14 protein-coding genes are annotated in these 13222 nt (G+C 42.7%); 11 read left to right on the top strand and 3 right to left on the bottom strand.

Annotated features, from left to right (window positions below):
- Window positions 1-284: 284 nt before the first annotated feature.
- The 3 genes from C7E02_RS17250 to trmB all read right to left on the bottom strand — a co-directional run bounded on the left by C7E02_RS17250 (window position 285) and on the right by trmB (window position 2775).
- A complete protein-coding gene (locus tag C7E02_RS17250) occupies window positions 285-1409 on the bottom strand; it encodes a DUF1002 domain-containing protein (RefSeq protein ID WP_242978970.1) in 1125 nt (374 codons plus the stop codon).
- A gap of 138 nt (window positions 1410-1547) precedes the next feature.
- A complete protein-coding gene (locus tag C7E02_RS17245; protein WP_005337455.1) occupies window positions 1548-1865 on the bottom strand; it encodes a thioredoxin family protein in 318 nt (105 codons plus the stop codon).
- Window positions 1866-2100: 235 nt separating this feature from the next.
- A complete protein-coding gene (gene trmB / locus C7E02_RS17240; protein ID WP_105310251.1) occupies window positions 2101-2775 on the bottom strand; it encodes a tRNA (guanosine(46)-N7)-methyltransferase TrmB in 675 nt (224 codons plus the stop codon).
- 423 nt (window positions 2776-3198) lie between these two features.
- Between trmB and C7E02_RS17235 the strand changes: the two genes are divergently transcribed.
- From C7E02_RS17235 to C7E02_RS20350, 11 genes are all read left to right on the top strand, one after another.
- Window positions 3199-3861, top strand: a complete 663-nt coding sequence (locus C7E02_RS17235) for a F0F1 ATP synthase subunit A (protein ID WP_005335082.1) — start codon at window positions 3199-3201, stop codon at window positions 3859-3861.
- A gap of 78 nt (window positions 3862-3939) precedes the next feature.
- Complete coding sequence (gene atpE, locus C7E02_RS17230; protein ID WP_005335083.1) at window positions 3940-4158, top strand: ATP synthase F0 subunit C; 219 nt, start codon at window positions 3940-3942, stop codon at window positions 4156-4158.
- A gap of 51 nt (window positions 4159-4209) precedes the next feature.
- Complete coding sequence (gene atpF / locus C7E02_RS17225) at window positions 4210-4710, top strand: F0F1 ATP synthase subunit B (RefSeq protein WP_022279500.1); 501 nt, start codon at window positions 4210-4212, stop codon at window positions 4708-4710.
- Window positions 4691-5227, top strand: coding sequence for an ATP synthase F1 subunit delta (gene atpH / locus C7E02_RS17220; protein WP_005337453.1), 537 nt, complete (start codon window positions 4691-4693; stop codon window positions 5225-5227). The genes atpF and atpH overlap by 20 nt, the downstream gene beginning before the upstream one ends.
- A 6-nt stretch (window positions 5228-5233) precedes the next feature.
- Window positions 5234-6742, top strand: coding sequence for a F0F1 ATP synthase subunit alpha (atpA, locus tag C7E02_RS17215; protein ID WP_105310250.1), 1509 nt, complete (start codon window positions 5234-5236; stop codon window positions 6740-6742).
- A 3-nt stretch (window positions 6743-6745) separates the two neighbouring features.
- A complete protein-coding gene (gene atpG / locus C7E02_RS17210) occupies window positions 6746-7639 on the top strand; it encodes an ATP synthase F1 subunit gamma (RefSeq protein WP_005337451.1) in 894 nt (297 codons plus the stop codon).
- Between the two features lie 8 nt (window positions 7640-7647).
- Window positions 7648-9048: a F0F1 ATP synthase subunit beta gene (gene atpD, locus C7E02_RS17205; protein ID WP_105310361.1), complete on the top strand. Its 1401-nt coding sequence runs from the start codon at window positions 7648-7650 to the stop codon at window positions 9046-9048.
- A gap of 14 nt (window positions 9049-9062) precedes the next feature.
- Window positions 9063-9482 (top strand): ATP synthase F1 subunit epsilon, encoded by a 420-nt coding sequence (gene atpC, locus C7E02_RS17200; RefSeq protein WP_005337449.1) that lies wholly within the window; start codon window positions 9063-9065, stop codon window positions 9480-9482.
- A gap of 642 nt (window positions 9483-10124) precedes the next feature.
- Window positions 10125-11006 (top strand): helix-turn-helix transcriptional regulator, encoded by an 882-nt coding sequence (locus C7E02_RS17195; RefSeq protein WP_022279498.1) that lies wholly within the window; start codon window positions 10125-10127, stop codon window positions 11004-11006.
- A 697-nt stretch (window positions 11007-11703) separates the two neighbouring features.
- A complete protein-coding gene (locus C7E02_RS17185; RefSeq protein ID WP_105310249.1) occupies window positions 11704-11913 on the top strand; it encodes a putative signal transducing protein in 210 nt (69 codons plus the stop codon).
- A gap of 152 nt (window positions 11914-12065) precedes the next feature.
- On the top strand, window positions 12066-13148 hold the full coding sequence (locus tag C7E02_RS20350; protein ID WP_081646464.1) for a GNAT family N-acetyltransferase: 1083 nt from the start codon (window positions 12066-12068) through the stop codon (window positions 13146-13148).
- The last annotated feature ends 74 nt before the right edge of the window (window positions 13149-13222 follow it).

Raw genomic sequence — 13222 nt, 5'->3', positions numbered from 1 at the left:
GGCATTCTTGCTGCGAGGTGCGCGTCATGCAATTGCATGACATACTTCTACTGCGCACCTCTGCAAGTCTACACTCCGTTTCGGTCGGCGCAAAACCATTGTCCACCGGACAATGTGCGCCCTGCCGGAGGCACCAGACAGTTCTAAAATCTGAGCTGATTTTCTATATTTTCTGCGCTGGCTTATTGCTTGCGGATGATAGGATTTACGCCGGGAGGTGTGGAAGAGAAACAGGGAGATGGAATTTAAGTATTCCATCTCCCTGCTAAAGTTATGAATTAATTTTATTCTGCGTTTGTAGAAGTGTCGTTATCAGCATTGTTGTCGGTGCTGCCTGTATCGGTGTTGTTGTCCGTATTTTCTTCGACTGCGTCAGTGCTATCTGTATTATCGGAGTTGCCTGTATCATCGCCTCCGAACAGATCCTTGAAAAATCCTACGATTTTATCCCAGAGACCTTCGTCTTTTGCCTGATTTACGGCATCGTTTGCTTTGCTTTTTACGGCATCTAATGTGCTGTCGATGATTGCATCATTTCCGAGTGCTGCATCATCCGTATTGTTAATAATTCCACCGCCAGAACTATCTCCGCCAAAGAAGCCTTTGATGGAGGACCACAGGTTGCTGAAGAATCCTCCGGATTTCCCGTCCAGGTTGTCGAGAGTCTTTTTCAGTGCTTTGACATCGTAGTCGTACTGGGAAATAGATTCCATCAGACTTGTGATTTTCGCAAGCTGGTCATCGGTCAGTGTAATTCCCTGTTTATCGGCTGCGTCAGAAATCGCGTCCTGAATATCGGACGGATCAGTCAGTTTGTCTTCAATAACGGATTCTTTGACATCGTTGATCAGATCAGATGCTGTATCCTGACCGAGATCCTTGGCGAGGTCACCGGTTGTTACCAGCTCTTCTGTTGCAGTTGCTTTCTGATCTTCGGAAAGTTCTTTTCCGCTGGCTTTTTCGTAAGCCATCATAATACCTGTCAGTGCACCGGTTCCGGATACTTCAATTGGAGATCCGGCAACAACGTTACAGTTCTCAACGCCGGAAGTCAAAAGTGTACTGGCGATCATAGAACTTGTTACAAATGTCAGGTTTGCGACTTTTACCTGAATTCCGCCGCTGTCTGTCGGCTCAACATAAGAACAGCTATATGTTCTTGTACCAATCTGGGATTCGGTCGCGATCCCTTCCATATATTTTCTTTCGTCTGTGTTCGTGACTTCGATCGTGTCTACCTGATCGGCGGAAGTACCGAAGTATTTGTACATAGAAGCTTTCTGCTCGTCGGATAAGTTCGCTCCGAGAGTGACTACTTTTGCGCTGTCAGCCAGGGCAGTTACCGGCAGGCTTACAGATGCCAGAATTATTGCCAGGCTAAACGGCAGAACCCTTTTTAATTTTTTCATACTCATAATTATCCTGTGGTGTCAGACGCCACATCTCCTTTCTGTACACCCAATAATAGCATACTTGTGTAAAAGTAAAAAGTAAAAAATTCTTAACTATTTCGAAAGATTTTGTTACGGCCTTTGTACATCTGTGGACTAAGACAGGATTTCCAGCATTCTGGATTCAAATGTGTGTTCATTCACCATTCCACCCATGACACCGACTGCCTTTTTATCCTTGAAGAGAACAAATGTCGGGACGATTTCCGGGGCGTATTCTGCGGCGAGTACTGCAGATTCTTCAATTTCGACTTCGCAGAACTTGATTTTTCCGGCGTATTTCTTTTCGATATCCTCCACGACCGGCTTCATCATGGCACATTTCCCGCACCAGATAGCGTAGAACATAACGACGACCGGGAGAGAGGTATCTTTTACTTCTATTTGAAAATTTTTTGCAGTTAAATGTAACATCAAATCAACCTTTCTGATCAGTGCCTTCGGCAGTCAGAACCGTGGTTCAGAATATCATATACTTCTTTCAAGGATTTTCTGAAACAATTGATCCACCTGTGCAGACACCGATTTCGATAAGTGTATTCAAAAAACTTTTGTCGGAAGTTTTTTTTGTTATGACAATTTCGGCTCATTGCGAACAGACTCCGAAGGCTTTCTCATTAATAATATATGCGCTGTAGCGCTAAGAAAGTCACAGCAGACATCTTCTTTTAGCAATGAGCTTGCAAATCGGGTGATCCATGGATGAAAATTTCTCTTCATATTCTGTCATAATATTTCCAACGTTCATAATTTCATCATGGTGCAGGTCATAAGTACATTCGGAAATGCCCCATGTTTCGGATTCCCCTAAAGACTCAACGGAAAAACCAAAAAGATCACGGTTATCTGTCTTGAATTCTACCTGTCCGTCCTGGACAAGCACCTTGTCGTAACGTGCAAAAAAATCCGGTGACGTGAGGCGCCTTCTTGCATGGCGGGCTTTCGGCCATGGGTCGGAGAAGTTCAGATAGATCCGGTCAACTTCATTTTCAGCAAACACATTTGCTATGTCCTGCGCGTCCATACAAATGAAGTGAATGTTTGGCAGAGTGCTTTCGTTTTCTTCTATATATATGTTTAACTTTTCCACAGCACGGAGAAGGACGCTTGTGTAGCGCTCGATTCCGATGTAGTTGATCTGTGGATTTTTCTGAGCCAGTGCCATGAGAAAACGGCCTTTTCCCATGCCGATTTCAATGTGGACCGGGTAGTCATTCTGGAATACATCAGATGCCCAGTGACCACGGAATTCTTCCGGAGTCTCGATAACCTGACTGCACTCTTTTAACACGCCTTCGGCGCGGGGTATATTTCTAAGTCGCATATATGATCTCCTTATTTGTTGTATTTCTTTATTTGCAAACTTCCCAAATCCGGGAGATTCTTGCCTTGCCTTAGTTTACAGGTTTTGGCAAAAAAAGTCAAACTCAATGGTGTATAGCGGCCATATCTATAGCATATTGCCGAAAGGAATATGCATAACGACTAAAATTTTTATGAAAAACACAAATAATTTGTGCGAATTTTCGACATATTAAGGAGAAGGTATATAAAAACGGAAGGAAAGTGACTAAATTTTGGACAAATGAAAAAACTCAAATAAGAGAATATGCTTAAAAATTGTAAAATAAAATAATTGTTAAGAATAAAAGAAATGATTGACATTTAAAAAACAGAAGAGTAAAGTAATCATGAAATTTGAAGAAGAAAGGGAGGGAGTCATACGGAGAAATTAACAGAGAGTCTGTTGGAAGAGCTGAATTGTGATACAGCATTTACCATTCCGTTATTCGGGGGAATTAAGATTAGTGAGTCCGTGGCGGTTACATGGATCATTATGGCTGTAGTGGTACTGCTGTGTGTCATATTCGTAAGGAATCTCAGTGTAGAGAATCCGGGGAAAGCTCAGCTTTTATTGGAATCCGCAATCGGAAAAGGAGTGGACTTCTTTGAAGATGTTATGGGCAAAGAAAACCGAAGATATATCCCATATCTTATCACGGTGCTGATCTATATCGGAATTGCCAATATCATTGGATTGTTTGGGTTTAAACCGCCGACAAAGGATCTGAATGTCACAATAGCGCTGGCTGTTATGAGTATGTGTCTGATCGAGTATTCCGGAATACATAAAAACGGATTAAAACACTGGGTCAAACATTTTGCAAAGCCGGTTCCGTTCGTCGCACCGATCATGGTACTGGAGATTGTAATCCGCCCATTGTCCTTGTGCATGCGACTGTTCGGTAATGTACTGGGAGCATTTGTAATCATGGAGCTTTTAAAAATAGTAGCTCCGGCGATTATACCAATCCCGTTTAGTTTTTATTTTGATATATTTGATGGATTCTTACAGGCTTATGTATTTGTATTCCTGACGGCGCTGTTCATGAATGAGGAACAGGAGTAAAGCCGGAAGATAAGACGAACAGACTTAAAAGGGATTTAAGAAAACATTTTTAGACAAGAAGAAAAGGAGATTAAGATTATGTTAGTAGCAATTGGAGCAGGTATCGCAGTTTTAACAGGTTTAGGAGCAGGTATTGGTATTGGTCTTGCAACAAGCAAGGCAGTAGACGCTATCGCGAGACAGCCAGAGGCTGAGTCAAAGATCAGCAAGAACCTGATTCTTGGTTGTGCCCTTGCAGAGGCAACAGCTATTTATGGATTTATCATCGGTCTTCTGATTATCCTGATGCTGAAATAATTAGCAGTTCGTAAAGAAGCAGGAGAAAAGAAGAAAGGCAGGTGGGAAAAGGTGATAAAAGTAGATTTGAGCCTTCTCTGGACCATAATAAACCTTGTAGTCTTTTATCTATTACTGAAGAAATTCCTGTTCAAACCAGTTATGGGGATCATGGAAAAGCGTGAGCAGATGATTGCCGACGGACTGAAAAATGCAAGTGACAGACAGGAAGAGGCAGAGGCTCTGAAAAAAGAGTATGAGTCAGCTCTTTCCGGTGCAAAAGAGGAGTCGGTCAAAATCGTTGAAAATGCCCGTGTAGAGGCTAAGAGACAGTCAGATGAGATTCTTGCAGATGCGGACAGAAGAGCAGATGCCACGATCGAACGTGCCAGAAAGACCATCGAGACTGAGCGAAAGCAGGCACTGGATGGCGTTGAGACACAGATTGCAGGACTTGCAATGCAGGCAGCCAGAAAGATTGTAGATGAAGAGACAAGAAAACAAGGAAATCAGGCGATTTATGATCAGTTTTTGGAAAGCGTAGGTGACGCTCATGACGGCAAAGACGAGTAATACAGTAAAGTTCGTTCAGCCGGCAGCGAAGCGCTATGCAAGAGTTCTGTACGAACTGGGAATTCCGAAAGCAGATATTGAGAAAACAAAAGAAATCTTCTGTCAGGTACCGGAAGTATATGAAGTACTGTTAAATCCGGTAATTACGGCAAAGAACAAATACAGTGTTATCGAACAGATATTTCCAAAGTCTATTTGTAATTTCCTGAAGGTAACATGCGAGAACCAGAGAATGGGCATGCTTTGGGACATTTTCGAAAGCTATGATAAATATTGTGAGGAGCAGCAGCAAGTTATGACTGCGACTTTAATATGTGTAGACGAGCCAGACGAAGAGCAGGCTGAGAAGATGAAAACATTTATTATGGATAAATATCATAAATCGAAGGTAAATCTGGAGGTCGAAAAAGACCCGTCACTGCTTGGAGGATTTATCCTGAGAGCGGGCAGTGATGAATATGACTGGAGCATTCGTGGAAGAATGAACCGGTTAGAACAAAAATTGACCTGGAGGTGAACGTAAGTGAGTTCAATCAATTCAGATGAAATTATTTCAATTCTGAAAAGTGAAATAGAGAATTTTGATGAGATCAGTAAAGACAGCGAAGTCGGAACTGTTGTAACAGTCGGAGACGGAATCGCTACCATTTACGGAATCGAACATGCAATGTACGGCGAGATCGTTACCTTCGAAAATGGTCTGAAGGGTATGGTACAGGATATCCAGAAAGACGAGATCGGATGTATCTTATTTGGATCAGATACAGGAATCAAAGAAGGAACAAAGGTTGCACGTACAAAGAAAAAAGCCGGAATCCCGGTAGGAGATAAATTTATCGGAAGAGTTATCAATGCCCTTGGTGCACCAATCGACGGTGCCGGAGAGATTGAGGCAGATGATTATCGCCCGATTGAAAATGAAGCACCTGGAATCATTGACAGAAAATCCGTCAGCGTTCCTATGGAGACAGGAATCCTTTCTATCGATTCCATGTTCCCGATCGGACGTGGACAGAGAGAGCTGATCATCGGTGACAGACAGACTGGTAAGACATCTATCGCAACAGATACGATCTTGAACCAGAATGGAAACGGAGTGATCTGTATCTATGTTGCCATCGGTCAGAAGGCATCAACGATTTCAAAAGTTGTAAATACATTTAAGACATCAGGAGCTATGGATCACACCATCGTATTAGCATCAACAGCAAGCGACTGTGCGCCGCTTCAGTACATTGCTCCTTATGCGGGAACTGCACTGGCAGAGTATTTTATGTACAAAGGAAAAGATGTACTGATCGTTTATGATGATCTTTCCAAACACGCAGTTGCGTACCGTGCATTGTCACTGTTACTTGGAAGATCTCCTGGACGTGAGGCTTATCCTGGAGATGTATTCTATCTGCATTCAAGACTTCTGGAGCGTTCCAGCCGTCTGAGTGAGGAAAAAGGCGGTGGATCTATCACGGCTCTCCCAATCATCGAGACACAGGCCGGAGATGTATCTGCATACATTCCTACAAACGTTATTTCCATTACAGATGGACAGATTTTCCTGGAAAGCAGTTTGTTCTTTTCAGGAATGCGCCCGGCGGTCAACGTAGGATTGTCTGTATCTCGTGTAGGTGGAGATGCACAGACAAAGGCTATGAAGAAGGCAGCAGGAAGTCTTCGTATCGATCTGGCCCAGTATCGTGAGATGGAAGTTTTCACACAGTTCAGTTCAGACCTTGATGATGCAACGAAGGAACAGCTGGAATATGGCGGCGGACTGATGGAGCTTCTGAAGCAGCCGCTTGGAAAACCAATGTCACTGGCAGATAAAGTTATTACACTTTGTGCTGCAAGACATAAAGTCATGCTTGGAATTCCAACTGCAAAAGTAAAAGGATTCCAGATGGATATGTTAAGTTACTTTGCAAGTGCACATCCGGAAATCGCAAGAGAAATCGAGGAGACAAAGGATCTGTCTAAAGAGTTGTCCCAGAAGATCGTGGAGATTGCAGAGGAATTCAAAAAGAGCAGGTGTTAATGTATGGCAAATATCAGAGAAATACAGACACGAATTAACAGTGTAAAAGATACGATGAAAATCACCAACGCCATGTACCTGATCTCTTCTACAAAAATGCGTCAGGCCAGAAAGAAACTGGCAGATGCAGAGCCGTATTTTTATAAATTGCAGGCTGAGATTGCCAGAATCCTGCGTCATATGCCGGAAGTGAGCAACCAGTATTTTGACAGTAGGGAAGAAATTCCGAAAGAAGAACGGAAAATCGGATCTGTAGTTATTACCGGTGATAAAGGACTGGCAGGAGCTTACAATCACAATGTAGAAAAAGCAGAAGAGGAAATTATGAAAATGCCGGGACATCACAAATTGTTTGTCGTAGGTGAGCTTGGAAGACATTATTTTGTAAGTCAGGGACATGAGATTGAACAAAATTTCCAATATACTGTGCAGAAACCGAACCTGAGCAGAGCCAGAATTATTTCTGAGACATTGATGGAACAGTTTAATAATGGCGAGCTGGACGAAGTGTATGTTGTCTATACGCGAATGGAGAATTCTATGGTATCTGAGGTGGAGACTGTAAAGCTGCTTCCGCTTGAGAGAAGTGCATTCGGAGAGGACAGCATTCCGGCAAACTTAAGGCGTGAGGCGATTCAGCTATATCCGTCTGTCGAGAGCGTCATGGACAATATCGTACCGAATTATGTAACCGGAATGATCTACGGTTGTTTGGTCGAGGCGTATGCAAGTGAGCATAATGCCAGAATGACGGCTATGAAATCAGCGACAGACAGTGCTGAAGCAATTATCAAAGATTTGTCTATTGCTTATAACCGGGCAAGACAGGCAGCCATTACGCAGGAAATCACAGAGGTATGCGCAGGTGCGAAGGCACAGAAACGGAAAAGGAAGTGAGAACAGATATGAATAAAGGACGAATTGTACAGGTCATGGGTCCTGTTGTCGATGTTTTATTTGAAGACGGAGAGCTTCCGAATATCAAAGATGCCCTTGAGGTAGATAACGGAGACAAGACTTGTATTATGGAAGTTGCACAGCATCTGGGAAACAGCGAAGTACGTTGTCTGATGCTGGCTGCAAGTGAAGGACTTCACAAAGATATGGAAGTCCGTGCAACTGGAAGCGGTATCAAAGTTCCAGTTGGAGATCAGACACTTGGACGTCTGTTCAATGTGCTTGGTCAGACCATCGATGATGGAAAAGAAATAGAGAAAGATGCAGAGCGCTGGGAAATCCACAGACAGGCGCCTACATTTGAAGAGCAGAGTCCTGCTGTCGAGATCCTTGAGACAGGTATCAAGGTCATCGACCTTCTTGCACCATATGCAAAAGGTGGTAAGATTGGTCTGTTCGGAGGAGCCGGAGTTGGTAAGACTGTACTGATCCAGGAGCTGATCCGAAATGTAGCAACAGAGCATGGTGGATATTCTATCTTTACAGGTGTCGGAGAGCGTTCCCGTGAAGGAAATGACCTCTGGACAGAGATGAAAGCGTCTGGCGTACTTGAGAAGACAGCTTTGGTATTTGGTCAGATGAACGAGCCGCCTGGAGCTCGTATGCGTGTCGCTGAGACAGGACTTACAATGGCTGAGTATTTCCGTGACAAAGAACATCAGAACGTGCTGCTCTTTATTGATAACATTTTCCGATTCACACAGGCTGGATCTGAAGTTTCCGCCCTGCTTGGACGTATGCCATCAGCCGTAGGTTATCAGCCGACACTGGCAACAGAAATGGGTGAATTACAGGAGCGTATTGCTTCTACAAAGAATGGTTCTGTCACATCCGTTCAGGCAGTCTATGTACCGGCCGACGACCTGACAGACCCTGCACCGGCAACAACATTTGCACATTTGGATGCAACAACCGTACTTTCACGTAAGGTCGTTGAGCAGGGAATTTACCCGGCTGTAGATCCGCTGGAGTCTAACTCACGTATCCTGGAGGCAGACATCGTAGGTGAAGAGCATTATAAAGTAGCCAACCAGGTAACAGAGATTCTTCAGAAATATAAAGAACTTCAGGACATCATCGCCATTCTTGGTATGGAAGAGCTGTCCGATGAAGATAAAGCAACGGTTATGAGAGCAAGAAAGATTCAGAAATTCCTGTCACAGCCATTCTTCGTAGCTGAGACGTTTACAGGAATTCCTGGAAAATATGTACCACTGAAAGAGACAATCCGTGGATTCAAAATGATCATCGACGGAGAAATGGATGAATATCCGGAGACCGCCTTCTTCAACGTCGGAACGATTGACGAAGTTATCGAGAAAGCAAAGACACTGAAAGACGGAGAGTAAGAGGTGCGTAAACTATGAAAACATTTTGGTTGAAAGTCATAGCCAGTGACCGCGTGGCGTATAACGGACGATGCCAGAAGGTGATCGTACCTGCAGCCGACGGCGGTCAGATGGGAATTCTTGCAGATCATGAGAATATGGTCATAGCAATCGAAGTCGGTGAAGCGAAGATGCAGCTGGAAGACGGAACGTGGGAGACACTTGCCGTTGGAACCGGATTCCTTGAGGTTGTTAACAACCGTGTTACCATGCTGGTACAGACCGCTGAAAAACCGGAAGAAATTGACGCCAGAAGAGCAGAAGAACGGCGTGAAGTCATGGAAGAAAAACTTCGTCAGAAGCAGAGTATCCAGGAATACTATCACACGAAAGCATCCCTGGCAAGAGCCATGAACCGGTTGAAGGTGTCAAGGGAGAAGAATACGAGGATATAATTTCACACAATACAATAAGTACAGTTTACTGCTTTCAGATGTGATGAATTTCGCAGATTTTGCTGCGCTATCTATTAAAATCTGTATGTGCAAACTCGCCTGAGGAACGGCTCAGACAGTGCACCTCCAGATTTAATGATGCTCGCAAAATACTGGAAATTGCATCAATCATCTGAGAAGCAGTGAACTGTACTTTTTCTATATGTGGAAGTTATATCGTATCGAGAGGCGAGGGAGGGTGAGTCTGGCAGAGCGGATTGCCAACGGTAGCTGTATTTTTATGTAAGTGGAAGTTTAAAGTTTGTGTGAAGGGGAAAGTGTGAGTGAAAGGGGAAGATTTTGCTGCGCTATTGACGAGCCAAAGTCAGAGCTTGCTCAAGACCTTGGCGACCGCGAGGTGGGTATGATAAAATAGGGAAATAAGGGAGATGCTACGCAAAGTAGCAGGAAAATGTTTTGATGACATCTTTGTGTGCTTGTGATGTAAAGTGCAGTTTTCTATACTGTAAGTTGTTAGGAGATGTTTAGAGAGTGCAGGCTGTCCAGACAAATAGTTTCGGATAAGAAATATGTCTGTGAAGCAACCTTAAGTTCTGTGATAAGACTCTCGAACGGGTAAGAAAAGACAAGGAGATTATGGATATGACTTTTGCAGAAAATGTGAAGATGCTTCGCAAGCAGGCTGGTATGTCGCAGGAGCAGTTGGCGGAGAAGCTTGGTGTATCGAGACAGGCGGTTACAAAATGGGAAACGGGTGCGGGGATCCCAGATATTGAAAATATAATGGCGATTTCAGCACTGTTTGACATTTCCATAGACGATCTACTTTCAAATGAAAGAGGTTCAAAAAAGGTAGTGGAGACGGAGTACTTGTATGAGAGTATTACGGAGTATGATATTGATGAATCGAAGCATTATGATATGAAGCTGGAAGGGGCGAAGCGGCTTATACTGGCGGGATATGAGGGCGAGAAAATCCGGGTCCGACTGGGGTCCAATACATTTTCAACTCTTCAGAATGATTTCAAGGTTAAGATTGATGATATCCGGAAACGAATTGATATAGATGTAAAACGAAAGAATGGTGCCACGGAAGCAATGGCGAAGAGTGAAATTGATATTTTCGTGCAGATTCCGGTGCAGTATATAGATAAGATTGAGTGTGAAGCTCATGCGGAAACGGTAGAAATCCGTTCCATAGAATGTGAAAATATGGAATTTGGTGTGAAGACAACAAATTTGATTTTGGAAAATGTTGTCGGTTCGGTGGAGGTTGATTGTAATCTTGACATGGAGATTATGTGCGATTCATTGAACGGCGAGATCGCAATTAATCAAGTGTCTGCGACATCAAAAATACATGTTCCAAAAGAGGCGATTTTCCAGGCAGTTGCAAAGGGCATTGGAACAAGCATTTCTTATGAAAAAGCCGGGCAGCAGGTGGAACGGTTTGATGCGCCGGAGGCGGACAACGTGATTGAACTGAATGGAATCAAGAGTGAATTAATTGTTTGTATAGGTTAAAAATGAAAATCTACAAGTTTGTCAAAAAGATGTAATGATTTTTTATTACTGGAAGAAAAATGTAAATAGTATAATAAGTAACAGACGGGAGGGATTTGTAATGCAGATTGAAACATACAGTGGAAAAGCGAGTATGACAGAATGGGAAAAACTGCAGGCGTGATGTGGGGATAGAGAAAAATTAATGGAAAATATATACTTATAGGTTGACTTTTATGAAAATAAAGCATATGATAATAACAGCTAAGAAATGTGATGAATTTCATGCATGAGCAAAACAAAACTCCCGGAAGTGGTCGAGACTTCCGGGAGTTTTTATTCCGTTTATGTAAGGTGGCTTATACCTTTCAGGCTGTTACTGCCTGTCGTTTCCGTCCAGCCATTTGCAAATAAAGTAGCTAACAATACTTGCCATAACAGAAACAAAAAATGTGATGAGAGTTTCGTGCATAAGACTTCACCTCCTTTCGCTTGGAGGGTGGCAGCAATTGTAGTATAACATGATAGTATAAAAAATTCAATATAAGTATATTACTGGTGAGTAAACTAATAAAGAATGAAGATATAAAAAGTGTGGAAATGTGGTAAAATGATTATATAAAACTGCGGAAATGTCAAAAGAAAAGAAATGGAGGAGTGTAGGATGGGAGCTTTTTTCAAACATAAGGAAAAGAATTAAGCGTCTGAGGACGGTTGTGTGAAGTTTTGCAATGTGCATGATATCATAGAGGCGGAAAGAATCATAGAGCTGCTAAAAGAGAATGAAATCGCTGCATTTTCTCAGGAATCAGGAGATGGTGTTTCTGTGTATGGTACAGTGGGATTCGGACTTTATGGAGTTGATGTTTTTGTGGAGGCGAAGAATGAGGAGCAGGCGAAAAAGCTTATAGACGCTGAAAATCTTTAATGGAGTCAGCTATGAGTGGGCGTATCTCAGCCCGTAAGTGAGACAGTTAAAAGAGAGTGTTTTGTCACTCAAAGTGTGAATTTAACAGCGGGACGGTTCTACCGTCCCATTTTTGTATACAGAGGGTAAATTATTGCCAGAAGGAATTTGTAATGCAGATCGAAACATACAGTGGAAAATATGATGATGAGATTATTTCGTTAATTTTAGATATTCAGAATAATGAGTCGAAGATTAATCTGTCTCTTGAGGAGCAGCCGGATCTGCTTACAATCCATGACTCCTATCAGAAAAATGGAGGCGAATTCTGGATTGCGCTAGATCAGGGAAATGTAATCGGAACTCTTGGACTGATGATAAAAGCTGACCACTGTGCAATCATGAAGAAATTCTTCGTGAAGAAAGAGTACCGGTCACAGAAAGTCGGGCTTGCTTTATACATGAAGCTGCTTGAATTTGCAAAAGAGGCAGAGGTAAAGCATATTATATTAGACACACCGTCGGTTGCGCATACATCACATCGGTTCTATGAGAAAGCAGGATTTCGGAAGATTAAAACAGAGGAATTACCGGTTCCGTATACTTATCCGGACAGAAACTGTATTTTATATATGTTGGATTTAGGAGAGACATCACAAATGACAGAATGGGAAAAATTACAGGCAGGACAAATGTACAATGATTTTGTTGATGATTTGTTTCAGCGAAGAATCGTAGCGAAAAAGTTGTTCCGGGCATACAACAAAACTGAGGACGAAGAAGTTGAGAAAAGAAATGAAATTCTGGCACAGCTTTTAGGAAAAGTGGGAAAGAACGTCTGGATTGAGCCGGATTTCCGGTGCGAGTTTGGAAAGAATATTGTTATCGAAGACAATGTGTATATTAACTTTGGCTGTGTTATTCTTGACTGTGCTGAAGTTGTGATTGGAGCAAATACATTGCTGGGTCCGAATATCGGCATTTATCCAGTGAATCATGCAATAGACGCAGAAGAGCGAATCAAAGGCGGCTGTTCTGGAAAACCAGTTCGCATTGGGAAAAATGTGTGGCTTGGCGGAGATGTAAAGATACTGGCAGGAGTTACGATTGGTGATAATACAATTATCGGAGCCGGAAGTGTTGTGCCAAAGGACATACCAGAAAATGTTATAGCAGTGGGTAATCCGTGTAAGGTACTGCGAGAGATAACAGAGGCAGACAAAACGGATTACCTGAAAAACGCGGAAACATGGTAAAATGATCATATAAAAAATGCGGAAACGTGGTAAAATGATCATATAAAAAATGCGGAAATGTCAAAAGTATAAGA

This window comes from Dorea sp. Marseille-P4042 (assembly GCF_900290215.1).
In the GTDB taxonomy this organism is placed as follows: Bacteria; Bacillota; Clostridia; order Lachnospirales; family Lachnospiraceae; genus Dorea; species Dorea formicigenerans.
Note: the sequence above shows the minus strand (reverse complement) of the source record. Positions and strands in the feature narration are given on the sequence as shown.

Coding starts and splice junctions, on each gene's coding strand:
- C7E02_RS17195 (WP_022279498.1), top strand. CDS start 10,125: ATGACTTTTGCAGAAAATGTGAAGATGCTTCGCAAGCAGGCTGGTATG.
- atpH (WP_005337453.1), top strand. CDS start 4,691: ATGACGGCAAAGACGAGTAATACAGTAAAGTTCGTTCAGCCGGCAGCG.
- C7E02_RS17245 (WP_005337455.1), bottom strand. CDS start 1,865: ATGTTACATTTAACTGCAAAAAATTTTCAAATAGAAGTAAAAGATACC.
- trmB (WP_105310251.1), bottom strand. CDS start 2,775: ATGCGACTTAGAAATATACCCCGCGCCGAAGGCGTGTTAAAAGAGTGC.
- atpC (WP_005337449.1), top strand. CDS start 9,063: ATGAAAACATTTTGGTTGAAAGTCATAGCCAGTGACCGCGTGGCGTAT.
- atpG (WP_005337451.1), top strand. CDS start 6,746: ATGGCAAATATCAGAGAAATACAGACACGAATTAACAGTGTAAAAGAT.
- C7E02_RS17250 (WP_242978970.1), bottom strand. CDS start 1,409: ATGAAAAAATTAAAAAGGGTTCTGCCGTTTAGCCTGGCAATAATTCTG.
- C7E02_RS20350 (WP_081646464.1), top strand. CDS start 12,066: ATGCAGATCGAAACATACAGTGGAAAATATGATGATGAGATTATTTCG.
- atpE (WP_005335083.1), top strand. CDS start 3,940: ATGTTAGTAGCAATTGGAGCAGGTATCGCAGTTTTAACAGGTTTAGGA.
- atpD (WP_105310361.1), top strand. CDS start 7,648: ATGAATAAAGGACGAATTGTACAGGTCATGGGTCCTGTTGTCGATGTT.